We start from the raw sequence: 25,551 nt of genomic DNA, 5'->3' as shown, positions 1-25,551 counted from the left end.
GATATGCACATCCGTGACTTGCTTATGACTAATGGCTATTAGCTCTAAGAAATCTGAAAAATGTAAATGGCGGGGTGCAAAGGGCGTGATTACTCAGAAGGATGACGATAAAAGAGGTACAGCCATATCTTAATTATTATTGTCGTGGTAGTTGTAATGAGGATCTTGCTTTACGGGTATAACGACCAAAAATCTGGTGTGGCCATTAATAGTATCGGTCACGATACGCCCTTGGTGAGCAGTAGCGATTTGTGAGACCAAGGATAATCCCAAACCTGAGCCTTTGTTCTTTTGCTGCAAGCGCACGAATGGACTGAATACTTCCTCGCGTTTGTCTTTAGGAATGCCTTCGCCTTCATCAATAACCGCCAGCACGGCGTATTTTGGTAACGGACGTATGGGTTCGGCTTTAGACTTTTTGATATGTTTGGTAAATAGATTCTCTTTACGCGCGGCAATCGGCGCGTCACTCTCATTTTGGGTGTTGGCTTTAACGTCGTCTTTGCTAGCAGTTTTATCCGTCGCGAGTTTATCAGTTTTGCGGGATTGACCATTGCTAGTTAGCAACGCATCGTTGGCTTTACGAGCTCCTTCGCTATTAACGGTCATTTCATTATCGTTATGAATTTCCGCAGATTTTTGGACGTCTTCTTCGTTATCCGGCACGGCTCTCCAAATAACCTTTTTAATTTTTTCAGTCAAATCTGTGGTAAAGCTTTGGTAGTTGGGGATTAGTGATGCTTCAGGATTAATAGCAGTGGTATCGTCAGTGAGTATAGGATTTTTAGCAGTATTTTCTTTCACTTTTGCATCTTTACTAGCGTCTGTTGCTGAGGGGCTAGTTTCTAACCCCTTTATATCAGCGTTGCCCATAACATCAGTGCTTTCAGCAATGATATCAGTGACATCCGCATTTGAAGCGTCAGCTGCAGCATCGTTACTATCGAGCGCAAGGTTTTCACCATTTCGATAAATAGGCGGCGCCGGTAATATCACAACCATCTCTGCTTTTTCTTTCTCAGTATTGGTTATATGAGAGTCGTCAGAAACCTCGCCTGGTTGTGTTGATGTTTGCAGCGCTAAGTTATCGGACTCGTTTGATTCGTAATAATGCTCAAAATCCGAACGGTTATAATCAGCAAAGCTACTAGAAACCAACGTTTGCAGTAAATAATCTGGAACGGTATCGGCTTCGTCAATAGTCTGAACGCCATAAATCAGCACGGTAACGGGTGGTTTACCATGTAACATAGCATTGGTCAAAAGGTTGCGAATAAGATGGGTCAACATCGGTGCCTGACCATCGATGACTATATGCTCACCAATCAAAGTGGCTTCAGGGTAATGTTGGCGTTCTTGATTCACTAAGTCATATAAGTCCAAATGCTCGACTTGCTGCATGACATGACCGGCATCTAAGCGACTGACCAATAAGATACTTTCAACCAAGTCATTAAGCCCTGATAAATCACGGTTGATCGCTTGCGCGCGTTTGTCAAATTTCGCTTTGGTATCCATTGGCATCGCATCCGCCAGCATATCCATCATCTCGATTTGTAGACGGATACGGGTAATCGGCGTCCGCAGCTCGTGAGAGGCATGCGCCAAGAGCAGATTGTTGGCATTGATAAGATGCTCAATTTTTTGTGCCGCTTGGTTAAATCCGCGTGCTAACGAGGCGATTTCATCACTGCCGCGTGCATTGACTCGTACGGTAAAGTCACCGTCACCCAATTGGGTCATCTGCTGGCTCATCTGATTGATGCGCCAAGTCATGGTGCGAGCAATCAGCCATAGAACGCCCGCCATAATTAAGAGCAATAGTAGAGTACCCGTAAATAAATTTAAAGCTGCGGAGAGTACAGGTTTTTTAGGTGGCAAGCGTGATTCGTACAGTAAAGTATAGCCAGTGCTACTATATACTTGAGCTTGCTTCGTAGGGGAGGTGTCTGAAAGAGAAGGAAAAACACGTGAAAATAAGGAGGGCGTGGGCGGCAGCTCTAACGGCAAGTCGCTATTGTCAGTCTGCATGAGCAAATGACCTTCATTGTCGTATAAGCCCATTTTTGCTTGTAAGGATTCATCAAAAATATCAAAACTTTTTTTGACTACAGCGAGCATAAAGCGTGACTGTAAACGGTTGTCCTTGCTGATGGCGATATTGAGCTCATGTAAGAAGGGATCGATTTGACCCAAAATTTGGGTCGCCAATACTTCTGAGCGAATACCCGCATCTTTGTCATGCACCAGTTGCGTCAATAGCACCATGGCAACCGCAAATAGGATAAGTGCCAGCATGACACTGGCAAATAACTTAGCAAAGACGGAACGAAAACCCAATTGCTGCATTAAACCATCTCTATTATCAGATGCTCATATCGATTTATATCATGCCATTTAGATTGTTTAATAAACATATTATTTAATAAAAATGACGGTGACTAATTTGCCGCGAAACGGTGACTAATTTTCCACAATAAGTGTTTCGATGAATCAAATCAGCCGCCGTCATTTAGCTACTTCAAAAATTAGCTATTTAAGATTACACCTGATCGGTAGCGAACTGATAACCAACACCGCGTACGGTAATAATACGCTTTGGCTGACGTGGATTGTCTTCAATCAAGGCACGCAAACGCGAGATATGAACATCGATAGCGCGATCAATATTGTCTGAGCTGTCATCATTTGGCATGGCTTGCCATAACTGCTCACGATTCAGTACTTTACCAGAATGGGTGGCAAAGTAGTGCAACAATTGAAACTGATGCGTCGTCAAACGCACGGGCTGTTCATCAATGGTCACTTCATGGCTATCAGGGAACACGCTGAGACGGCCAAAGGTCAAGCTGTCCGATTGGCTATCTGCTTGGTTTGGTTGCTCGTGACGACGAATGACTGCGCGTATACGTGCTAAGAGTTCACGTGGCTCAAACGGTTTAGAGATATAGTCATCAGCACCCATTTCTAGACCCAAGACGCGATCGGTGGTATCACCTTTGGCGGTTAGCATGATAATCGGCACTTTGTTGGTCATGTTGTTTTTATTGCCGCGTATCTTTTGACAAACTTGCATACCATCCATATCGGGTAGCATCAAATCAAGCACCACTAAATCAATATCGCGCTCTTTGGTATCTAGTAATTCTAGACCCTCTTGACCGAGTCCTGCATGATGTACGTCATAATAATTCATGGTCAGATAGTCGCTGATCAATTCTGCTAGATCTGGATCATCTTCAATTAACAAAATTTGCTTACTCATGGCTTGTCCTCTAGTTGTTGTTATGGTTTGTCAAGAAACTGCTTTTTATTAAAATTCTAGCGCGCCTCGATATTTACGTTAATTTAAATTCAGGTTATTTTAAAGGTAAGTTGTCATAAATTGATAGGGTTCTGAACCATAAGACAGTCACCGTTAAGATAGGGTTAAGAAAATATGATTAAGGCCTCAGCCAATATAGGACAGGGTAATAATACTATAGTGCCTAATTCAGCTATGACTAAACAAGACACGCTTTGTTAATGTTTCTACACAATGTAACTGTCTTTTTCTCTTCTTTCTCATTTCTTAGGAAACCACCACCTTTTTGCCTTTAGATTCAATGGTTAAGTCAGCAAGGCAAATTAAACTGTCATTGCTAATGCCAGCTATTAAGTACTGTTTGGTACTTGGATCGTACTCGACGACCTCGACTGGCTGACGAGTTAAACGCTGATCTTGCTTAATAATCCATACATTGGCGCTCAAGGGTCTTAGTGGCTTATACGGTGGTCGCTGCAATTCTGTTAAGTCAACATCATGCAACGCGCGCTCGGGGACAATCGTACCGACGTCGATTTGACCATAATTCACTCGCCCCGTCACCTGCATATTAGGCTGTAGTTTTTCACGGCTGATTTCATTATTGACGACATTTACATGAACCAGAAGCTGTTTGGGCTGAACCGTTGCTGTCAATTTGCTGACCTGCCCAGTGAACTTATCCGACATGCCTTTAGCACTAAAATTCACTGTCTGACCGACCGAAAGCTGAGGCTCAGCTTGAATAGGGACAGTGGCCATAAAGTGTAATTCAGTCTCATCACTGAATAGCAGTAGCGGTTGACGCGCGGCTAGCCCTTGTCCAGCTTTAGCATACAGCTTTTCGACGCGACCTGAAAAACTGGCACGTACAGTGGTTAATTGATAGGGCTGTTTGAGGTTAGCAGAGGTGTCATTACTGGTTGTTACCGTGCTTTTATCAACGCTAGGCTGACTGCTCTCTACATTTGCATCGTTTTCTGGTGGCGTTTTTTGGGCAGTGTTTTCTGTATTATTGTTTTTCGTAGGCTCATTTAAGGTTGCGAACTCTGCATCTGCGGCTGCGGCAACTGAGGTATCCGCTGACTCTAGCGGTTTACTTGCTGTGCCCTGACGCTGAACGATTAGCAGAGGTGTGCCTTTTTCTACCCATTGGCCTTTTTCTACCAAGACTTGCTGCACAGTAAGTGCGTTCGCAGCGATGAATTGAGTTTTTTTGATCGGTTCAATCACGCCTTGCAGTCCCATGCTTGGCTGATAGCGTGAGGGCTTTATACTCAGAATATGGTCAGGCGTCATAGTAACGCTATCATCGTCAATAATAATGGGGGTTTCTACTGTTTCGCTATTTTCAGCCGTCACCGGTTCATCAGTAGGGGGCGAGGGCTGACAGCCTGCCAGCAGTAACAAAGCGCTGCATAAATACGCACTATTTCTTAAACCTCTATTTTTTCGACCTCTCAAAACTCTCATACCAAGCACTCTCGTAAACGTCATTTTATTATATAGTGAATTGAGGTAAGGGCAAATAACAGTATTATATTTATGCAACATGCCCAGACGGTAGATGGCAAAAGTAACCTGAGACAAATTAGGGAGCATAATCAAAAGACTCTCACTAACTCAATGATTAATTTGAACATAAATTCACTAAATGACTGGAAAACAACCAGTAACTGTGCTAAAACGAACATATAAAAATATAATGATACATATTTATCACAAATGAAGATTATTCGGTAAGGTAAGTATTGTTTTTACTCAACCTTAAACCCTTTTGACCCTTTGTGTACATTTCAACAGATATCGAGCCAGTTAAATTTATGATGCTGACAAGGTTTAGGCTTGCCAGTTTTGAGCAAGTCTAAAAATTTCTATAAGCAAAGTGAGTCAGCAGATAGGCTGCTTTATAAACACAAGCATCTGGCAGTTTTTTAAAAAATAAAAGCCAAAAATAGCGCTTAATACACGAAGATAATTGTCGCTAAAGTGCGTATAGTAACCGATGGTAACGCCATGCTTGATAGGCGAATACTGATAGAGAACATGTTAGCGATCGTGACAGCGTAAAATACAAACTTAACCGTTCATCTCAATCCAAGAATAAACCATTTTATAAATTGAAATAACTGTTAAAATTTTGCACTGGCAGATAGTGCTACGAATAATAGCCGTTTATAGGACAATGATAATGGAAAATAATTTTGAAGGTTTGAAAGTCATGGTTATCGATGACTCTAAAACCATTCGCCGTACTGCAGAGACTTTATTACAAAAAGCGGGCTGCGAAGTAGTGACCGCTATTGATGGTTTTGATGCTTTAGCCAAGATTGTTGATAACAATCCCGATATCATTTTTGTTGATATCATGATGCCACGTTTGGATGGTTATCAGACATGTGCATTGATAAAGAATAACCCTGACTATGCCAGTAAGCCTGTGATTATGCTGTCGTCTAAAGATGGTTTGTTTGATAAAGCGCGTGGACGTATCGTAGGTTCGGATGAATACTTGACTAAGCCATTTAGTAAAGATGAGCTGTTTGAGGCAATCAACCAATATCGCTAATGCATAACGGCCTATATAATTGATAGCTAGGCAGTTAATTAGACAGTTATATTGGCATGATTAATGCATATAGCGTTACGGCTAAGGCAAGTAGCTGAGAGGACTGTTATTAAGAAAGTGAACTGTTGCTGCCGTGATTATTGAATACTTTATAAATGAAGTGTTGATGTTAAATAACCACGTTATAAACAGCCCAGTGATCATGATGGTTATCAATCAGTGTTTGTCATTTCATAGGTACCACCGTAAAAATAGGTATCATCGTAAAAATAGTGTTGCCAACAAGGCATTAGGCATTATTTTTAATAGATTTGTCTCAACAATATATCCGAACGGATATCATCGAAAATAAAGGAAATTTCCATGGCTACTGTTTTAGTCATTGACGACTCGCCATCTGAGATGGCGAAATTTCGCGACATGCTTGCAAAAAACAACTATCAAGTCCTTGAAGCGACAAATGGTGAGCAAGGTTGTCAAATGGCAGCCGATCATTTACCAGATGTCATCTTGATGGATGTGGTTATGCCTGAAATGAATGGTTTTCAGGCCACCCGTAAGATAACACGTGGCAAAACAACGTCGCATATTCCGGTCATCATGATCAGCACCAAAAATCAAGAAACGGATCGTGTTTGGGGTAAGCGTCAAGGCGCTAAAGAATATATCACCAAGCCAGTTGACGAAAATGGTCTGGTCAATGTCATTCGCAAAGTAATGGGGTAACTTGTGGCTTCCAGAGGATTTATTGAGCTTCTGCGTTTAGCAGATTTGGCACGCGCGCGCAAAAGTGGCCGTCACGGCGGACAAGAATCCGACTGGCAAGGGGTAGTATTCGAGATTGGTGGTCAGCGTTTGGTCGCACCAATGGGTCAGGTTTCAGAAGTACTGACCATGCCGGAGTTCACCAGTTTGCCCTTAGTAAAGCCCTGGATGCTCGGCATCGCTAATATTCGCGGACGCCTATTACCACTGACGGACTTGTCCGAGTTTTTGCAGGTGCCCAGTCGCTTGGCACAAATGAGTCAACGTAAAGTTATTGTCATCGATCATGACAATGTGTTCTCAGGCTTGCTTGTCGATCAAGTGCTAGGTATTGAACAGTTTACTCGTGGTCAATATCGTCCAGAAGCCCTTGAAAACGACTCGCCATTTGCACCTTACAATCATGGCAAGTTTTTTAAAAATGAACAAGATTGGTATATTTTTATGCCAAGCTTGTTGGTGCAAGATTTGCAGTACGCTGATGCGGCGCTATAACTGTCTGTCATAGAGTATTTGCTGTCATAAAATACTCGACTGCTAGCACCTAGCACGATAAAAATAAATACCGACTGACATGATACGGTTGTATGTCAGCATTCATACAGGCTTTGTTAATCACTGTTGTTTTGATAACAATATGATTGTCGAAGTCAGTCACGATAAGACTTTGACGATTGTTCGAAAGGAATACGCAAGATGAGTGATGTTATAAATAACCCTGTAGCTGGTAATAGTAAAACGACCCCCACGGTGAAAGACGCTAATAATACTTGGAAGTTATTATTAGGGCTTTTTGCTTTATTGACTGTGGCCTGTCTGATTTGGCTGGTCAATTCACTATCATCAGTGAGTCAATATCTGACCAATTTCAATCAATCAGTGGTATTGCCGGTGATTTTGTTTGTGATAGGTGTCGTAGGTATTTTATTTGCCCTATACCAATTACTCAAGCAACGTGGCGGCTCAGAGCGTCTACTCATCGAAAAAGAGACCTTGCGTCGTCGCCAAGAAGCAGAAGCGGAATCTGAGCGTGCTCGTCAAATTCAAGAAGAAAACGAGCGTAACCAGATCGCAATTTTGCGTTTGCTTGATGAATTGGGTGATTTGGCAGATGGTGATTTGACGGTTAATGCGACCGTATCAGAAGACTTTACGGGGGCGATTGCTGATTCGGTAAACTTTGCCATTGACCAATTGCGTCAGTTGGTATTGGTTATTAACAGCACGGCTGATCGCGTCTCGCAGTCCTCAGAACAAACCCAGATGAATGCCGTTGAGCTTGCTGAAGCCTCAGAAAACCAAGCGCAAGAAATCGCGGGCGTATCGGCTGCGATTAATGAGATGACCGTCTCGATTGACCAAGTTTCGAACAACGCGGCAGAGTCTGCAACGGTTGCCCAGCGCTCGGTTGCCATCTCTTATAACGGGGCAGAGGTTGTACAGCGCTCTATTGAAGGCATGAATGTTATTCGTGACCAGATTCAAGAGACCTCAAAGCGTATTAAACGTCTTGGTGAATCTTCGCAAGAAATTGGTGATATCGTTGGTTTGATTAATGATATTGCGGATCAGACCAACGTATTGGCATTGAACGCGGCTATTCAGGCATCAATGGCAGGGGAGGCTGGTCGAGGTTTTGCGGTCGTTGCTGATGAAGTTCAACGTCTGGCTGAGCGTTCAGCCAATGCCACCAAACAGATTGAAACCTTGGTAAAGACTATTCAGGCAGATACCAACGAAGCCGTGATGTCAATGGAATCAACGACTTCTGAGGTTGTGCGCGGTGCGCGTTTGGCCAAAGATGCTGGTGAAGCTCTAGAAGAAGTACAGAGCGTTTCTAATACCTTGGCAGATCTGATTCAAAATATCTCAAACGCCGCCCAACAACAGGCTGAGTCTGCTGGTCACATCTCTCATACGATGAATATTATTCAAGACATTACTTCACAAACATCATCGGGTACGATGGCCACAGCGCGCTCTATCGGCGAGCTAAGTGAAATGGCTGCCGCTCTCCAAGAGTCAGTTACGGGCTTTAAAGTATCAAACGATGATGAGCAGTTAGAAGTGGAAGAAAGCTTAGTAGCCAATGCTTAATCAATCGCTTTTGCTTAATGGCTAATGCTTAATAATTAATTATTAGCCATCATAAACAGCCATTAAGCTTAGGGTGTTGTTATCTTGAGATTTTAATCAAAGGACTGCTCTAATATTAAGAGTGGGCAGCAGGAGCAAGAGCAGGTCACGTGGATAATCGTACTCAACAAGACGCTAATATAGTCGATAAAGCCAGTTCCGATTCGGTAACAGCTTTAAGGCAAGATGATAGTTTTGATACGCAGCAATGGCAACGCTATATAGAGCAAGAAATCGGCTTTGTTTTACCCGATATTCAACGCCAGTGGCTAGTAAATGCGATTGATCGTACCGCTGTTGCGAATGGATTATCAGCGCTGCAACTATGGCGTCAATTGCCGAACAACGATGCGCTGCGCCAGCAACTATTGGATAAAGTGCTGATTCACGAAAGTCGCTTCTTTCGCCACTTGCCTTCTATAGATTTTGTCACAGAGTGTGCCTTGCAGCATCAGTGCCTGACGCTAACAGATGATAGTATTGATGAGACGTTTCGCATTTGGAGTGTCGGTTGTGCCAGTGGGCAGGAGACTTGGTCGCTTGCCATGAGTTTGGCATCGAAGCAGCTGGTTAACTATGTCATATTAGGCACTGATGTCAGCCAGCAAGCACTGACAAAAGCACGTATGGCACAGTACGACCAACGCCAAAAAACGTTAATTCCGTCTTGTTGCCAGCCATTTATTCATCCATTACGTCCTGAGACTATGACTGAACAATCGACTGCCTGTGATTTATCTATACTAAAAAATGCTAGCAGTCACACTCGAGTACATTGGCAAATCGCGCCAACTTTACAGCAGTATGTTAGCTTTGCTTTACACAATATCATCAATCAAGAACCACCCACCCCGCATCTACAACAGGTCATTATCTGCCAAAATATGCTGCTATATTTTCGTAAGTTTGATCAACGGGATATTCTGACCAAGCTGTCAGAGCAGTGTGCCTTAGGTGGTTATATTGTATTGGCTCCAGGTGAGGCGTTGTTTTGGCGTCCTTCAAATATGCGCCGTATTGCGCACCCACAGATTAATGCGTGGCAAAAGATCAGTGCCTAAATTACCGCCTAGACGAGTTAGGATAAACCTATGAAAAACCAGCCCAATGACATGGTGACGCTCGAGTGGCTACTACCACTTTTTAATCAGCAATTATCACAAGTATCTGATGGCTGGCAATTAGGCGCTGATAGCACTAATTACGAGCAAATGGTACAGCACTACCATCAAGTTGGTGGCGCTCTAACTATGGTTAACCTGCCTTTATTGGCAGACTTAGCGACTAAGCTAAGTCTGTTGGCAGGTGCTGGTCGCCAAGAGGACTTTACTACTGACGATTGCCGCAGTGGTCGGTTTTCTCATCGTCTGTTACAACGTGAGCTGACGCAGTATATGCGTACAGGCAGTCATCATACGGCTTTGATCAATAGAGCCGCTGCTGATCTTACTCAGTCACTATCACGACGAGGTATTGCGACAGATCTTTTTTCACAGCCATCTAGCACTACTAAAAATACACCTCACGAACATTTGATTAATAGCGATTTTAGCGCTGAAAATGTCATCGATGATATTGAATTAATCGTACCAAACCCGGCGGCAGATGCCCATCTAGACATTCAGCAATATCAGCAGTTATTGTTGGTTTGGCGTCAGCAAGTACAAGCATTGTTAGCTGCTAATAGCAATCAGCCCTCTATACTAGCCCTCTTGCAAAAAGTCAGTGAGTACTTATGGCAAAGCACAAAAGAGGGTGATGTGCAGCGTCTATGGTATCTAACCGAGTTATGGCTGCACGATCTTGCCCACAATAAAACACCATTGCCTGAGCACTATGCGCCATTATTAGCGCAGCTTGAGCAAGTGATTGAGTCAGGCGGTCATCAGACTAAGCTAGCATCGAGCGTTATTAAAGACTTGATAGCCAGTATTTATATTGAGTCAAGTGGCCTTGCACAAAGTAGCGAGCATACGCAATCTATTCTCAATAATTTACCGCAAAGTGAGACTGTGGCTTCGCGTTTTTTACCGCGCATATTGAGTGAGCTTGAGACGCTCATATTCAGTCTTGATCAGCCGCAAACTTTATTGAATCCATTACAGCGTATAAATAGTCAGCTCGAAGCTCGAGGTTGGACACTCTATGCGTCACAAGTCGCATTTATTCTAGCAGATATCGAACGTGCTCTCTCCTCAGAAACAGGGTTTGCACAAGAGCAATGGCAGATCGAACGCCAGCTCCAAGAGCTATATAGTGCTATTTATAATACCGAACAGACGATATCTACCAAAATAGGGGACGCAGCTGACTTTACTTTGAGGTCTGATAGCGCTGACTCGCGGTTAGGAGCTAGTACGGACAGCAGCGCTGCTACGAAAGACTTACGTGAACTGCGCATTGCTGTTGAAGACATAAAACAGCGCTTTAACGCCTATATACAGCGTCAAGATATTGCCCTCTTACCTGAGACGGCTGAGCTGACAGACATCGGCCACACTTTTGATGAGATGGGCTTGCCCTCAGTCCGTGAAGCGACTGATGCGATAGCCAACCTATTTGTACAACTGACGACTCATGATGTTAATGTGCTCAGTTGGAATGTTACTCAAGCGTTGGCTGAGGGCTTGACCTCTATAGAGCTGCTGCTAGACTATCTGGCGCAGCAGGTCTTTGACCAACCATTATTAGCGCTGGCAAATCAGCATATCGATAATGCTACCATACTGCTGAATGACTATATTCAAGCGCCTGAAAGTGTTGAGCACAGTTTCCTTAGCCAAAAACCTGTGGCAACTGATGTGCTGCGCTACGATGATAGTGGGGAGATTGCGCCTGTTACTGAGCATGCCGTCAATGACCAAGCTTCTGATATCCAGGCTTCTAATACGCCAAACCTTGATACAGCAAGTGTAGACGATGAAACTGTATTAGAAGATGAGAGCGATAACCTCATAACGAATAGTGCTGTAGTAGGTAACTTTAACACTGCAAGCGATAGTGAAGACTTGCTGCGCGCGCGTGAACAAGTGAAACCTGACACTTTTGATATAGATGAAGACATTCGGGACATTTTCATCGAAGAGGTGACAGAGGTCGTCGAGGACTTAGAAGATTTTTTACCGATTTGGCAGCAAGACTCACAAGATCTAACGCCATTAACAGAAGTGCGCAGAGGTTTTCATACCTTAAAGGGATCAGGACGCATGGTTGGTGCTTTTAGCATCAGTGAGATGGCATGGGCCATCGAAGATCTGCTCAATCGTCTGTTGGATAAGACATTACCCGTCACGGACGATGTTGTTGACTTGGTGACAGAGAGCACTAAGCGATTATCAGTCTTGGTTACAGATTTTACAGCACAACAACCGCCAAGCTTTGATCCTGCGGTAACCATTTTACAGAGTCATAACTTGATGACAGGACAGCCGGTTAACTCGGGTTTAGAAACTTCTATAGCTGCACCATCAGGCATTGTATTCAGCGAAGATGATTCTATATTAGATGAGACTCTTGACTTAGGTGAGCCCATGTCAATTGCTGACTCTACTGAGTTGGCAGATGCTGCAGATACGATTAATGATTCTCAAACTGTACAGAAAGAGGCTGGAGACAGAAATCCAATAGACTCTCTTTCTGGTTTAGCATTACCAGCCGTACTCGTTCCTTTTATGCAAGAGACTGAGCAGTTACCAACGGATGCGAATGATGCTGATCCTGATATTAAAGAAATCTTTATAGAAGAAGCCAATGAAGTGCTGGCCGACATCGTGCCTTTATATGAGCATTGGCAGCTGTCACCCACTGATTTAAGCGATTTGGCGGATATTCGTCGTGGATTCCATACGCTAAAAGGTTCTGGTCGCATGGTAGGCGCCAACTATAGTGGCGAGCTAGCATGGTCTATAGAAAACATGCTCAATCGCATTTTGGATAAGAGTATCGTCGCGTCAGCCGATATAAGACAGCTTATCGCCGATGTGCTAGGCGCGTATCCCGCCATGCTAACTGCCTTTGAAAATAATAACAGTCAAGGTTACCCCGCATTGGTGCCGTTATGGATTACTTGTGCTAACGCTTTTAGTAAGCAACTAGGCGATGAATTCAGCTATGTTGAGTTATATAAGCAAGCGTTGAGCTCTACTGAGCAGTATTCTGCAGTGCAGCCTGATGACACGATTGACCGTATTCATGATGATAGTAGCAATGATGACATTGAAAATATGGATAGTATGTTGCAGACAATTCATTCGGTTAATGCAATGATGGCAGAAGCACCCGTTATTTTGACGCATCAAAATGCAGAAGAAAAAGCATTTTTTGAGATTTTTATCGACGAAGCAGAAGCGCTATTACAAGATATCAATACCTTTGTTGATGATCATCAAGGCCAGCCTCACATTGCAGTCAGTGATGATATTGTTCGTGCCTTCCATACCCTAAGAGCCGCGTCTGGCTCTAGTGCTTTAGCGGCGATTAGCGAAGTCAGTGCGATGATTGAGCAAAGCTTAGAGCTATTACAACAGCAGGATGCTTCTATGAATGCGCAACACCTAGAAGCATTAGCCCAGTCTGTGACACTGATGGATGGCTACCTCAATAATTACAAACAGAATGCCCAGCAGCAAACCATATCGACAGAAGAGTCGCAAAGCCAGCAAGATATTGCCTCATTACAAGCCATGCTGGGTGAGCAGTATGCCATCGGCGATCATAGCGAAATTACGAATAACAAGCCCACTATAGATCAGCTATTAGATGAAAATATTGATGAGTTGCTCGATGCTGAATGGCAGTTAAATGAGGCGCTGAGTCACTCTGATAGTGAGCAGGTTCAGACATATATAGAGCAACAACTTGCCCAAATAAATTATCTATCTAGCAAAGCGCTAGAGTTTCCAAAATTCAGCGCGATTCTTGGTGCATTAGCAGCGGCTTATACTTACTTAAATGATCATCCTGAAACAGCAGCTGATGCTGCTATTCAAACCACGTTACTGGCTGGACATGCTCAGCTAGTAGGGCTATTCGATGCCTTGGCTGGTAGTACCTCACTAAAAGTTGATGAGCAAGTGCTTGAAGGTTTACAGCGTATTGCTAATGGCACTGCCAGCAGTGATGAGGCTATCGACGAGTATAATGATGATCTGCCTAGCGTGCAAAGTGTCTCTGCCCCTGAGTTGCAGCTAGAGTCTATCGATACCGATATTGAATTGTTAGAGATCTTTTTAGAAGAAGCGCAAGAGCTCGATGATGCGCTTGCCGAGAGCTTTAACAAATGGCGTGCGGACATCTCTAACATCAATACTCTAAAAGTATTGCAGCGTCATTTGCATACCATTAAAGGTGGTGCGCGCATGGCAGGTATCCGTAGTATTGGAGACTTGACTCATGAGGCGGAGAGTATTTACGAAGCCTTTGTAGAGCATAGACGCGAGCCAACCACCCAGTGGCTTGAGATTATGCAAATCGTGCAAGATACCTTGTCGTTGCAAGTGATGCATATGGTCAAGCATCAGCAATCGTTTTTTGCACCTGAACTTATTGAGCAGCTGCAACAGTTTGAGAAAGCACAAGCATTACCAGATAATGTCAATCTGATTGTACCGGTGCCAAAAAACCATGCTGACGCTGAGCCGCAAGTTTTTGCTAATGATGCGACAGACAGTAATGTCAAGACCACAGAAGTATTAACGCTTGATAGAATGATTAAGCAGTCATGGGCCAATGGCTTACCGGACCCTGATATCTTAGAAGTGTTTTTAGAAGAAGCGGCAGCGCTTACCAATAATAATCAATATTTGCAGTTATTCTTAGATAACGTGAGCGATACCGTTGCCTTGCAAGCGCTACAGCGTGACCTACATACCCTTAAAGGTGGCGCAAGAATGGTCGCAGCAAATGGCATAGCGGACTTGTCACACGAAATGGAAGCAGTCTACGAAGACCTTGCTAGTCGTCGCCGTCCTGCAACGAAAAAAGTCCAAGAGTTACTGGTGGCTTGTCATGATTGGTTAGCAGATGCTCTGTTTATTCTAAAAGAGCGGGTCAACCCGCCAACACCTGGATTGTTGATAGAGGCGCTACAAGTATTCAGTAAAAATCCTGATAGCCTAAAACAAATACCTGATGAATCGCTGCAAGGGCAGCGAAAAGCTATCTTGACCGCCAAGGAAAAGCAAAATTCAGATGGTAGGGTCAAAGACATCAGTAAGATGCCATCGATGGTCGGCAAGTTCACTGGGCAAGAGCAGAGCGCTAGTAGCAATGAGATGATTCGTATCTCAGGTGGTCTAATCGAGCATATGATTAACTTGTCTGGTGAGTCAGCGATTAACCGTGCTCGTATTGACATGGGTATGAGTAGCTTGACCAACAGCCTTGAAGAGATGGGCATCACGGTACAGCGTTTGGCGGATCAGTTACGTCGAATGGAGATTGAGCTTGAAGCTCAGATTTTATCGCAGATAGATGATGAGCTGATCAGCCATGAAGGCTTTGACCCGTTAGAGATGGATCAGTACTCCTCTTTGAATCAGTTATCAAAATCCCTGACGGAGTCAGCATCGGATTTGGTTGATATCAATCATACACTGTTAGAAAAGACCCGAGATAGCGAGAGCTTATTATTACAGCTGTCGCGGACGCAAACTGAGCTACAAGATGGCTTGATGAACTCGCGTATGGTGCCATTTACGCGCTTGACACCGCGCCTTGAGCGTACCGTACGTCAAACGGCCAATGAGCTTAACAAGTCTGTTGATCTAACGATTATTAATGCCGATGACGAGATGGATAGAACCATTCTAGAGCGCATTACGTCGCCGCTTGAGCATATGCTACGTAACGCTGTCGATCATGGTATCGAAGACAGCGCAAACCGTCTAAAAGCTGGTAAAGCACGCAGTGGTAACATTACTTTAGAAGTACTGCGTGAAGGCAGTGAAATTGTCATCAACTTGTCCGATGATGGGCGCGGTATCGATGTCGAAGCGGTTCGCAGCAAAGCAATTGCTCAAGGTCTTATCGATGCAGACGATAGTAGTCTGACGGATCTTGATATCATGCAGTATATTTTTAATGCAGGCTTGAGTACCAGTAAGCAATTAACGCAAATCTCAGGGCGCGGCGTTGGCATGGATGTCGTTATCAGCGAGATTCGTCAGTTAGGTGGCGTAGTATCTGTAGTCTCTGAGCTTGGTCAAGGATCGCGCTTTACCATGCGTTTACCACTCACAGTAGCAGTGTCGGATGCCCTAGTAGTGCGGGCAGCAGATCGCTACTATGCCATACCATTGGTTCAGATTGAGCGTGTGGTACGTATTAACCCAGAAAAGCTTTATGACTACTATCAGTCAAATGATGCGACCCTCAACTTTGAAGACAATGATTATCGCGTGCGTTATTTAAATGAGATTTTATCAGGCAATAAACTCAATGAATTGGTGGTCAATACCAATACAAGCTTGCCGGTGATTATCATTAAAAACCGTACTGGACAGAATATTGCCCTGCAGGTCGATCAGATAGCTGGCTCGCGTATCGAAGTCGTGGTAAAACCGTTAGGGCAACAATTCTCCAACCTATCAGGTATTTCCGCTGCTACCATCATGGGTGATGGCTCGGTCATGCTTATCTTAGATTTGATTGCCTTGATGCGTAATGCGCCAGTGCTCAAAGAAGTTGCCTCGTCTACTGGCTCTAAGCACAGACGTTTGGAGTCTCAGTCAACAGTGATGGTCGTCGATGACTCGGTCACGGTACGTAAAGTCACGTCGCGCTTCTTAGAGCGTCAAGGCTACAAAGTTGCCGTTGCCAAAGACGGTGTCGATGCGATTGAGATACTACAAGAAACGATACCGGATCTCATCCTCTTGGACATTGAGATGCCGCGCATGGATGGCTTCGAAGTGGCCATTCAAATACGTCATAATAAACGCTTGCAGCATATCCCAATTATCATGATTACCTCACGTACTGGTGAAAAGCATCGCGAGCGTGCTCTGGAAATTGGGGTGAACGATTATATGGGTAAACCCTTCCAAGAAAACGAGCTACTCAATAAAATCCAAACGCTATTGGGTGAAGAGGTCAGCTTGACTCATGAAGGATAATGTACCTGCTCTATTAGCGCTCAAAGAAAAAAACCAAAATGATATCAAGGTGCTGGTGGTCGCAGAAGACCATCACCAGCGCATGGCCTTTTCGGATACCGTACGCAGTTGTGGTTTTATATTGGTTGATTGTGTGACACGGGCGCAGCTGAATACCAAGTTTGAACTTTATGAAGCACCTATTGATATCTGGCTAATAGACAGTGATTATGATGACGGCGTTGCCACGGCTACTACTGTGTCTCAATCGATTGGAGTGTTGGTGGGTTTTAGTCAAGCGCCTTATCTAAATGAGGCGCAGCAGTATGCTAAATGGCAACGTAAACTAAAGCGTAAACTTGCGCAGATGTTGTCTCTACCAGCATTGGTGGATACCCAAGCTTACCAGAGTGATACCAGCGATTGGCGTTACGTGGTGTTCTTGGGGGCGTCTATGGGTGGCCCTAGCGCTGTCAAAGAATTCTTAGATAATTTGTCACCCACGCTACCCATTTGTATCTTATTGGCGCATCATTTCAATCAGACCATGATTGGTACGCTGCCACGTATACTTAATCGCCATAATGACTGGCGCTGTCAGGTGATTACCTCATCACAACGTTTGCAGTCAGGTCAGTGTTTAATTGCTCCTATTGACAAGCAAATTGTCTGCGATTCGACTGGTCGGATTATATTGCTTGATAAAGCATGGGATGGTGATTATAAGCCTGCTATCGGTCAAATCCTAAAAAACACCAGCGATGTATATGGTAGTGAGCTGATTAACATTATTTTTTCAGGTATGGGCAACGATGGGGCTCAGCATCTGGACTTAATTCAAGACAATGACAGTCAGTTATGGGTACAAGATCCAAAGGTAAGTGCTTGTCCCAGCCAACCACAGGCAATTATTGATTCTGGATACTGCGATTTTATTGGTAGCCCAGTGGCTTTAGCACAAAAACTTACCGACTATATTGGTGAAAGAGTGGCGGTTGCCTCTTCGTATTAATCTATTGTGAGCGACTTATGAAAGAAATTCTAAAGCATTCGTTTGAAGCAGTAAGTTTGCTGACCACGAACAACGGTATGCTCGATGTCACTATCGTCCCAGCATTCAATCAGCCTGATTGGATCATTCCGAGCAGTTTGATTTTGAGTGTGGATCCTCTTGATGAGCATATCTGGACTTATCTGTGGCAACAACAAGAAGTGGCTGTATTCCATTTGCTATCTAGCGAGCAGGTGCCAGATAAAATCATCGTATTAGAAGGCAATACGGCGGCCCATCGCATGGCGTTACAGACAGCTGGTGAACTGCGCCAACTGCAGGTGCGTATCTCTGAGGTTAAGGATGGTGAGCTTCCAGAGCAGTATCACGCTGATAATCTAAGCCATAACGATGCTAAAAAAGCGAAAAATATCGATAATAAGACTGTTGAAGCGACTGGTGAAAACCCGACCGGTGGCGAAATTGACTATGTCAAAGAGCGTTTTCAAGAAAACGTTGTACAATCCTACTTGTTTCAAACCGTAATTATCGATAGTATTCCTTACTTGGTGCCCGATTTGGATAAAATTGCGCATCAATTGGTTGATTTAGACAGCTAGCTTGTTTAGTAAGAGGGCTGATAGTGAATAACGATTCATTATAAACCTAGTTATGACTAACCCAGCCGCGATGGTCATGCCGTTAGCTGCTGTCTTTATCTATAAATGTTGGTCAGAGGTAGTAGGGCAGCTTATGAATAATATCAATGCGAGTGTTTCCAAGTGGTCAGTCGCTAGCCGCTTATTTCACTGGATCAGTGCGGTTTTATTACTGGTAACGTGGATCATGATCCTGTTATACCAAAATCTTGATAGCAATCTCTATATTGGTTTGCATAAGGCGTTTGGCATCAGCTTGTTATGTTGGATGATAGCGCGGGTTATTAATCGCGTCTTTACCAAAGCACCACCAGCATTACCAATGCCAAAATGGCAGCTATTGATATCAAAGCTGTCGCACTTTGTGCTCTATGCTTTGTTAATTGCGATGCCACTAGCTGGCTTGCTGATGTCCGTCTATGGTGGTCGACCAGTAGACATATTTGGCTTATTTCAGATTCCTATCTTTGTCACGCCAGATAGGGGTTTAGCGCGTTTTTATAATGACTTACATACCGATATTATTTGGCCCATGATTATTGCTTTTACTGTGCTACATATTGGCGCGGCTTTGTATCATCAATTTGTCAAAAAAGACAGTCTGATGGCTCGTATAAAATGACTAATAATTCAGCAAAATATATACCCACAAAAAAGCCCTCAGTACGATACTGAGGGCTTTTTAGATGAAGTGTTTTTAAATTAGAGCTTAATGCGGGCGCTTTTCCATATGCTTTTGGGCAGATTACTTCTTATGCTCAGGCAAATTGATATTCATCTCTAGCACATCTAAGCTGTCTTCAGAACGATGATTGATGTTCACATCATCAATTTGCACGCCATTGACGTACTTATTCACCACTTCTAATATTTCACGTTTCATTTTTTCGATACGATCCGCCGTTAAGCGGTTGTTTAAGCGATTTTCACTTGCAACGATAACCTTGAGACGCTCAGTGGCTAGGTTGGCGCTACCGACAGTGTTGCCATCATCAGTACCGAACAAACTACTCCAAAATCCTTTTTTCTTACTCATCATTAACCCCCAAACCAGCGCTGTAATAGACTCTTTTTCTTCACATCAATATGACGTAACGGACGCTCTTCGCCTAAGAAACGGGCGACAATGTCATCATAACATTGACCAGCGATAGAATCGGTATAATGGATCACCGGCTCACCGTGGTTAGATGCTTCAAGCACTGAATGGCTTTCAGGAATAACGCCAAGTAGGGGTACTTTTAAGATATCGTTAGAGATGGTATCGATGTCCATCATCTCATTCGCTGCTGCACGTTCGGCATTATAACGAGTGATAACCAAATGCTCACGGATAGAGCCTTGGTTCTCTTCGATTTTTTTGGTGCGGCTTTGTAAAATACCGATGATACGATCCGAGTCACGTACTGAGGAGATCTCAGGGTTGGTCACGATGATCGCTTCATCAGCATGATACATCGCTAACTGAGCACCGCGCTCGATGCCAGCAGGCGAATCACAAATGATATAGTCGAACTGCTTAGACAGCTCAGCCATTACTTCGGACACCCCTTCGTCGGTCAGCGCATCTTTATCACGCGTCTGACTGGCAGGCAGGATATATAAGTTTTCAAGCTGCTTATCTTTGACCAGTGCTTGTGATAAGCGAGCGTTACCGCTGATGACGTCTACAAAGTCATAAACAATTCGATTTTCACAGCCCATGATCAAGTCTAGGTTACGTAGACCTACATCAAAATCGATAACAACCGTCTTATAGCCACGCAACGCCAAACCGGCAGCAAAAGAGGCACTCGTGGTGGTTTTGCCCACACCGCCTTTACCTGAAGTGATTACAACAATCTTCGCCACAATGGCACACTCCTATGAATCAATGGGATATCTATTAAATAAAATAGCGCATTTACTTATGCTTTGCATACTTATTATTCACATGCAATATATGCGCTACCTGCGAGCGTAAGCCTAGCATATATAAACAAAAATTTATAGCAAGTCTGCACTAAAGCTCAAAAACAGCCAATATCTGTGTTAAGTACTGCTGCTACTGGCTGTCAGCGCTCGCAAACATAGTAAATAGTGGCAGAGACAGCAGATTAGCATAGGGCAGTTTTGTTAAATAAACTTACTATAATATTAAACGAGTCGCCTAGCCCTAAACGCATTATGACTATCAAGTAGTGACCATATAAGTATTGACTATCTATAGTTATTACAGAAGGTAGCTACTATAGATAGCCACTACAGAGATTTTCTTGGGCATTTATACATAAGCAGCAATATACCACTAGGCGTCTAAGCCTCATCCATCACGGTAAAGACCAAGCCTTGACCCTCTATAAAGCGTACTTGTACGGGCTTGTCGATCACGTGTTCGGGTAAGTTGTCTCGTAGGCAGTAAGTGCCGGCGACCGATACCAAAGAGGGGTTAAAGACCTGACAAAAAATACGAGCATCTTTATCACCCGTGGCTCCTGCGACCAAACGGCCTTGGGCGCGGCCATAAACATGCAAGCTGTTGTCGGTAATGGCTTCAGCGCCACTATTGACACTGTTGGTCAAAATCAAATCCCCACCGACGTGGTTAAGGCTTTGTCCTGAGCGCAGCATTTGATCATAGATGAGGCTGGTAATATGCTCAGCGCTGACTAAAGTCTCTGCTGGAATATTAGAGAGAGTCGTCTCGGTCGCTGTCTCAAGTGCGGGTTCAGACGCTGCGGCTACGTCATTCGTGCTGGTTGACTCTGTACTTTTGGCTTCTGATGCTTTACTGACCTGAGCAGTGGCTTTTTTGCTGGGTAAAATACGCTCGATACGTTTGCCATCAGCAGGGAAGATTGCCAATCGTTGTTCTCGCGCTTGGGCATCTAATACACCTGTTACGACACCGATAGGTTGTACGCCCCATGACCATAATAGCTCTACCAATGCTGACAGGTCTTGTTCGACCTCGCTATCGATAAGGATAGGGATATTGCTGGATTTGTTGCTGAGCGTTTCGGCAAGCTGAGATTCGATAGCGCTCAAATCATTGGTACTGAACTGCAAACGCGAAAAGGTGAGCATCTTGCCATAAAAGGCGAGAGCAGGGATGCTACTCGGGGCTTGTGCGCTGCTGTCGTTGTCTGAAACCGTCATAAGATTGATCCTCAAAAAATGTCGTATTGCTGCATGCGTACTATATTTATTATTATTTAGTGGTTATTTATTAGGTGCTGGTTATCTATCAGGTACTAGCTATTTGTCAGCTATTTTTAGCAAGATTTTATAAGTTAAGCATATCTTGGTGCTTCCATTGCTGTACTTTTACCTGTGCCTCAAACTCTGTCAAACTGTCCTCAATGATACTCGAAATTAAAGTATCCAGCGCTGTGTTATTGGTATCGATTTGCGCCACGCCGCTGGCAATAGCGACCATCAATGCATCGAGGCGTTCTGCATCGAGTAGCCGCTCGTTTAGAGCAATGACTACGTTTTCACCGATATTGTGTCCGACATGCTGCAATTGTGACTCAATCAAGCCGCCGGCGATTGGTATCATGCGCAAGTAGCGACGCAACTCAGGCGTATTGGCCAAACCTTCCTTAATCGCTTCGCCCATCGCACCGGCTATCATATTGCTACCTCCCGGCGAGGCGGTCAGCGCTTGTAGTTTTGGCGCCAGTTCTGTGCGTAGTAGCGACAACAGGGCGGCTTCAATCTCATGGCGATTGCGCGCAATCGTTGATTCGATAAAGGACTTGTGCGTTTCAGGGTTGGTAAGTTGCTGACGAAAGTTGTCGATGGTCGTCAAAATTACCCTATCTGACAACTCTTCTAATAACAGCTCAATATAGAACTTGATACGAGCAATCCATGACTGCGGCAGTACTTGATAGCCAAGCTGATATAGCCGGCGGCCGATGACCACCACCCGAAATAACCGTAGCGCGCGTAGCTGTGGAAAACAGCCTAACACTTCATACCAATGGACAAAGGGAAAAAAGAACCAGCGATAATAAGCTTTTTGCTTAACGGCAATCGCCCAACGTACCAACAATTCTACGATTAAAAATATGGTAAAAAAGCCACCCGCCGTACGCAATGGATCGTGCAAGGTGTTCTGATACCAGTTGAGCGCATCACTCAATGCCAGCCATCCTGCGACATTACTACTAAAACCACTCATCAAGATGGCATCGATACTGATCAATAAAAGATCAATACTAATAGCAACAATCATCAAGATGTCATACGTCAGCTTAAAGCGACTTGGCTTGGGACGATTTAATCGTGGCGGCTGCTCGATCGAGGAATGAGTGCTCGGAGACTGACTGTTTGCTAAGTTCGATGACTCATTTGGCATTGCTGCTATCGGCGAGCTTTTAGTGGGAGAGGCGGGCACAGTCATACCTTATTAGTAAGAAATGGCATAAGAAATCATGTCATCAGTAGGCACTGCTAGTGAGGACATGATTACTAAATAAGCGAGCGTTTTAATGACTATTCACATTATCAATGAATGGCATCAAAAAACAACCCATCAACCATTATAATTTGGTATTTTATACAAATTGAGTAACCTTGATATTAGGGTGTGTTCTCAATCTGAACCTTAAGCAGTAAATGCGCTAAAAACGGCTAAATATTTGCCAAACTTCGTCAAGTAGCTTGCTAATCTCTCGATATTATCCGTACTATTTTCTCTGTTCAGCTGCCATTTATCTTATTTTTATCACTATTTTCAAAATGAGGACACGCCACAGCCAGTCTTTAGTATTTAAATAGCAGCGTAAAAAGTATGGCACCATTGTGGTTTGAAGGTTTACTGAAAAAATAAGTTATCTTTAGCCTATTTGCTCTGCGGATTGTCTGCAAAGTCAGCCAGCATCGTCGTAATAAGGTCATCTTTTTGACGCCATATCTGCTCAACCCAATCAAACATCTTCGCCTTGATTGACTCATCTTCTTCGTAGCCACCATTTTTGATACCAGCAAACAATTCATCAGGTATCTTAATGTGTCGAACATCAACGCCCAAGCGCTTAATATTGCCTTTCCACAAATCACCATAGGTTGGCACGCCATCAGGATAAACGATGGTCATGTCCAAAATACCGTCGATATCATCTCCTAGTGCATTGACTGCGAGCGCCAAACCACCTGCACGCGGTTTCAGTAAATGCGTATAAGGCGAGCCTTGTTTGGCGTGTTTTTCTTGGGTAAAGCGCGTGCCTTCTAGGTAGTTCAATAAGGTAAATGGCTTGTCTTTTAAGAGCGCACAAGCACGTTTGGCTTCTTCGATGTCTTTGCCTTTTAGGGCAGGGTTTTTGGCAACCTTTTCTTTAGAATGGCGGCGCATCATCGGGAAGTCTAAAAAATAAAAAGCTTGGCCAACGATTGGGATATAAATCAGCTCAAACTTGGTAAAAAATCGGGTGAGGGGCAGGCGCTTTTCACCAATGTATTGCACGATACTGGTATCGACCCACGACTGATGATTGCTAACCAGTAGATATTTGCCATCCATATGAACATCATTGGGCAAATTGATACGCCAATCTTTGCGTGGCAACATATTATCGATTAAAGCATTATTACTACTAATCCAGTGGGCAGCAATTTTTATCACGGTTTTATCCGCAATAGGGGCGCCAGTAATTATTTTGGTCGCACCCATTAGCCATAAGGGAATACTATAACCAAAGCTATTGGCTGCGATGACACTGGCTGCGGTGGTCAGCGAGACCGCTTTGCCCAATTTAGGCGCGCGTTGATGTATTTTTTGAATAGTAGAGGTCAGGCGCATGTTTAATCCCTTTTCTATCGATATTATTAATATATAAATGCTCCATTTCTGGAGTCGCTATCGTCGAAGTTTTTGGCGTTTTGTTAAGGTTGAACGCGTGCTATATGCTTATAGCTTTTATTAGCGCTACTTTAGGGTCAACTTTATTGCATGATTTTAGCAGAAATTAATGATAGTGTACGACTGTAAACGTGACTAGTCATGGCAGACATCGCTAGCGTTAGAAAAAAACTGGCAAGCCTTCTGCACTTCTCATACATAGATGTGACAAAATATTACACATGAATAGATGGTAATTGCCATAATAATGACGAGTGTAAATAAGCACCTAAATAAGATTAATGAATAATCTTCTATAAAAAGTACAATTTAACCATTTTTTTAAACTTAAGAGGAAATATTATGCGTAATACATTAATGATTGCCGCAGTCGCATCTGGTCTAGCATTGAGTGGTTGTACAACAGATCCAAACACTGGACAGCAACGTTTGAATAAAACGGCTGTTGGTACACTAGCGGGTGCTTTAGGTGGCGCGACTATCTCAAAAGCAACGGGCGGCGACAAAACTGGTCGTGATGCTGCTATTGGTGCAGCATTGGGTGCAGGCGTTGGTTACTACATGGAGCGTCAAGCTAAGCAGCTTGAACAACAAATGGCTGGTACAGGCGTCACGGTTGAACAAAACCCTACGACTGGTAACATTGACTTGGTTATGCCAGGTAGCATTACCTTCTCATTTGATGATGCTACATTGAGCTCATCTTTCAAGCCAACCCTTGATAAGCTAGCATCGACGATGAATCAGTATAATAAGACCACTGTTAACATCGCAGGTCACACTGATAGCAAAGGTTCAGCATCATACAACATGGGTCTATCACGTGATCGTGCTTACTCAGTAGCTAACTATCTGACAGCTCGCGGTGTGGCTTCTAACCGTGTTAATGTTGTTGCTTATGGCGAATCACGCCCAGTAGCGGATAACAACACTGATTATGGTCGTCAACAAAACCGCCGTGTTGAGCTAACGATTAACTCGCCACAGAGCGTAAACTAAGCCATTACTTAGTAGCTATTTATATTAGTATCTATTTACATTAAGAACACTGTTAAAAAGGGTCAGCAATATGCTGGCCTTTTTTGTGCTTAAAATTTGCGCCACTAAATTATCAAGAGTACCGACTAGACCAAAACGGCAAATTATGTTTGATAATAGTTATCAATAACATTATAATTCGCAAATA

Annotated in this window: 18 protein-coding genes; 10 read left to right on the top strand and 8 right to left on the bottom strand. The window is 43.7% G+C overall.

Annotation, left to right across the window (positions count from 1 at the left end; genetic code table 11):
• Positions 1 to 129 precede the first annotated feature (129 nt).
• The 3 genes from AAEY80_RS03765 to AAEY80_RS03755 form a co-directional block, all read right to left on the bottom strand.
• Complete coding sequence (locus AAEY80_RS03765) at positions 130 to 2,349, bottom strand: HAMP domain-containing sensor histidine kinase (RefSeq protein ID WP_101212248.1); 2,220 nt, start codon at positions 2,347 to 2,349, stop codon at positions 130 to 132.
• A gap of 193 nt (positions 2,350 to 2,542) precedes the next feature.
• Complete coding sequence (locus AAEY80_RS03760; RefSeq protein WP_201582972.1) at positions 2,543 to 3,265, bottom strand: response regulator transcription factor; 723 nt, start codon at positions 3,263 to 3,265, stop codon at positions 2,543 to 2,545.
• Between the two features lie 306 nt (positions 3,266 to 3,571).
• Positions 3,572 to 4,777, bottom strand: coding sequence for an efflux RND transporter periplasmic adaptor subunit (locus AAEY80_RS03755; RefSeq protein WP_350587909.1), 1,206 nt, complete (start codon positions 4,775 to 4,777; stop codon positions 3,572 to 3,574).
• 718 nt (positions 4,778 to 5,495) lie between these two features.
• On the opposite strand from AAEY80_RS03755, the gene pilG reads away from it, so the two are divergent.
• From pilG to AAEY80_RS03710, 9 genes are all read left to right on the top strand, one after another.
• A complete protein-coding gene (gene pilG, locus AAEY80_RS03750) occupies positions 5,496 to 5,873 on the top strand; it encodes a twitching motility response regulator PilG (RefSeq protein ID WP_010201623.1) in 378 nt (125 codons plus the stop codon).
• A 363-nt stretch (positions 5,874 to 6,236) separates the two neighbouring features.
• Positions 6,237 to 6,599 carry a response regulator gene (locus AAEY80_RS03745; protein ID WP_025652330.1) on the top strand — a complete coding sequence of 121 codons (363 nt, stop codon included), beginning with the start codon at positions 6,237 to 6,239 and terminating at the stop codon, positions 6,597 to 6,599.
• A 3-nt stretch (positions 6,600 to 6,602) separates the two neighbouring features.
• Entirely contained in the window at positions 6,603 to 7,133 is a 531-nt protein-coding gene (locus tag AAEY80_RS03740) for a chemotaxis protein CheW (RefSeq protein WP_025652331.1), read from the top strand.
• Between the two features lie 201 nt (positions 7,134 to 7,334).
• A complete protein-coding gene (locus AAEY80_RS03735; RefSeq protein WP_201577378.1) occupies positions 7,335 to 8,735 on the top strand; it encodes a methyl-accepting chemotaxis protein in 1,401 nt (466 codons plus the stop codon).
• Positions 8,736 to 8,884: 149 nt separating this feature from the next.
• The gene (locus AAEY80_RS03730) at positions 8,885 to 9,835 is read left to right on the top strand and encodes a CheR family methyltransferase (protein ID WP_025652333.1); all 951 of its coding nucleotides are present in this window, start codon (positions 8,885 to 8,887) and stop codon (positions 9,833 to 9,835) included.
• Positions 9,836 to 9,865: 30 nt separating this feature from the next.
• Positions 9,866 to 16,888 (top strand): Hpt domain-containing protein, encoded by a 7,023-nt coding sequence (locus AAEY80_RS03725; protein WP_350587908.1) that lies wholly within the window; start codon positions 9,866 to 9,868, stop codon positions 16,886 to 16,888.
• Entirely contained in the window at positions 16,878 to 17,879 is a 1,002-nt protein-coding gene (locus AAEY80_RS03720) for a chemotaxis protein CheB (protein ID WP_201565509.1), read from the top strand. The genes AAEY80_RS03725 and AAEY80_RS03720 overlap by 11 nt, the downstream gene beginning before the upstream one ends.
• Positions 17,880 to 17,896: 17 nt before the next feature.
• Positions 17,897 to 18,478, top strand: a complete 582-nt coding sequence (locus tag AAEY80_RS03715) for a hypothetical protein (protein ID WP_350587906.1) — start codon at positions 17,897 to 17,899, stop codon at positions 18,476 to 18,478.
• 52 nt (positions 18,479 to 18,530) lie between these two features.
• Positions 18,531 to 19,139: a cytochrome b gene (locus AAEY80_RS03710; RefSeq protein ID WP_307783247.1), complete on the top strand. Its 609-nt coding sequence runs from the start codon at positions 18,531 to 18,533 to the stop codon at positions 19,137 to 19,139.
• 123 nt (positions 19,140 to 19,262) lie between these two features.
• Here the strand turns inward: AAEY80_RS03710 and minE are convergent, their stop codons facing one another.
• From minE to yihG, 5 genes are all read right to left on the bottom strand, one after another.
• Entirely contained in the window at positions 19,263 to 19,553 is a 291-nt protein-coding gene (gene minE, locus AAEY80_RS03705; RefSeq protein WP_025652337.1) for a cell division topological specificity factor MinE, read from the bottom strand.
• A gap of 2 nt (positions 19,554 to 19,555) precedes the next feature.
• The gene (gene minD / locus AAEY80_RS03700; RefSeq protein ID WP_010201589.1) at positions 19,556 to 20,368 is read right to left on the bottom strand and encodes a septum site-determining protein MinD; all 813 of its coding nucleotides are present in this window, start codon (positions 20,366 to 20,368) and stop codon (positions 19,556 to 19,558) included.
• 444 nt (positions 20,369 to 20,812) lie between these two features.
• Complete coding sequence (gene minC / locus AAEY80_RS03695) at positions 20,813 to 21,655, bottom strand: septum site-determining protein MinC (protein ID WP_025652338.1); 843 nt, start codon at positions 21,653 to 21,655, stop codon at positions 20,813 to 20,815.
• Positions 21,656 to 21,782: 127 nt separating this feature from the next.
• A complete protein-coding gene (locus tag AAEY80_RS03690; protein ID WP_407074180.1) occupies positions 21,783 to 22,862 on the bottom strand; it encodes a hypothetical protein in 1,080 nt (359 codons plus the stop codon).
• 486 nt (positions 22,863 to 23,348) lie between these two features.
• Positions 23,349 to 24,305 (bottom strand): 1-acylglycerol-3-phosphate O-acyltransferase, YihG family, encoded by a 957-nt coding sequence (yihG, locus tag AAEY80_RS03685; protein ID WP_025652340.1) that lies wholly within the window; start codon positions 24,303 to 24,305, stop codon positions 23,349 to 23,351.
• 402 nt (positions 24,306 to 24,707) lie between these two features.
• Between yihG and AAEY80_RS03680 the strand changes: the two genes are divergently transcribed.
• Positions 24,708 to 25,364, top strand: a complete 657-nt coding sequence (locus AAEY80_RS03680; RefSeq protein WP_025652341.1) for a YiaD family glycine zipper/OmpA-like lipoprotein — start codon at positions 24,708 to 24,710, stop codon at positions 25,362 to 25,364.
• The last annotated feature ends 187 nt before the right edge of the window (positions 25,365 to 25,551 follow it).

Source organism: Psychrobacter sp. 78a-MNA-CIBAN-0178 (assembly GCF_040309625.1).
In the GTDB taxonomy this organism is placed as follows: domain Bacteria; phylum Pseudomonadota; class Gammaproteobacteria; order Pseudomonadales; family Moraxellaceae; genus Psychrobacter; species Psychrobacter okhotskensis.
This window is presented reverse-complemented; position numbering and strand designations above follow the sequence as displayed.

Coding starts and splice junctions, on each gene's coding strand:
- AAEY80_RS03765 (WP_101212248.1), bottom strand. CDS start 2,349: ATGCAGCAATTGGGTTTTCGTTCCGTCTTTGCTAAGTTATTTGCCAGT.
- AAEY80_RS03760 (WP_201582972.1), bottom strand. CDS start 3,265: ATGAGTAAGCAAATTTTGTTAATTGAAGATGATCCAGATCTAGCAGAA.
- AAEY80_RS03755 (WP_350587909.1), bottom strand. CDS start 4,777: ATGAGAGTTTTGAGAGGTCGAAAAAATAGAGGTTTAAGAAATAGTGCG.
- pilG (WP_010201623.1), top strand. CDS start 5,496: ATGGAAAATAATTTTGAAGGTTTGAAAGTCATGGTTATCGATGACTCT.
- AAEY80_RS03745 (WP_025652330.1), top strand. CDS start 6,237: ATGGCTACTGTTTTAGTCATTGACGACTCGCCATCTGAGATGGCGAAA.
- AAEY80_RS03735 (WP_201577378.1), top strand. CDS start 7,335: ATGAGTGATGTTATAAATAACCCTGTAGCTGGTAATAGTAAAACGACC.
- AAEY80_RS03725 (WP_350587908.1), top strand. CDS start 9,866: ATGAAAAACCAGCCCAATGACATGGTGACGCTCGAGTGGCTACTACCA.
- AAEY80_RS03720 (WP_201565509.1), top strand. CDS start 16,878: ATGAAGGATAATGTACCTGCTCTATTAGCGCTCAAAGAAAAAAACCAA.
- AAEY80_RS03715 (WP_350587906.1), top strand. CDS start 17,897: ATGAAAGAAATTCTAAAGCATTCGTTTGAAGCAGTAAGTTTGCTGACC.
- AAEY80_RS03710 (WP_307783247.1), top strand. CDS start 18,531: ATGACTAACCCAGCCGCGATGGTCATGCCGTTAGCTGCTGTCTTTATC.
- minE (WP_025652337.1), bottom strand. CDS start 19,553: ATGAGTAAGAAAAAAGGATTTTGGAGTAGTTTGTTCGGTACTGATGAT.
- minC (WP_025652338.1), bottom strand. CDS start 21,655: ATGACGGTTTCAGACAACGACAGCAGCGCACAAGCCCCGAGTAGCATC.
- AAEY80_RS03690 (WP_407074180.1), bottom strand. CDS start 22,862: ATGCCAAATGAGTCATCGAACTTAGCAAACAGTCAGTCTCCGAGCACT.
- yihG (WP_025652340.1), bottom strand. CDS start 24,305: ATGCGCCTGACCTCTACTATTCAAAAAATACATCAACGCGCGCCTAAA.
- AAEY80_RS03680 (WP_025652341.1), top strand. CDS start 24,708: ATGCGTAATACATTAATGATTGCCGCAGTCGCATCTGGTCTAGCATTG.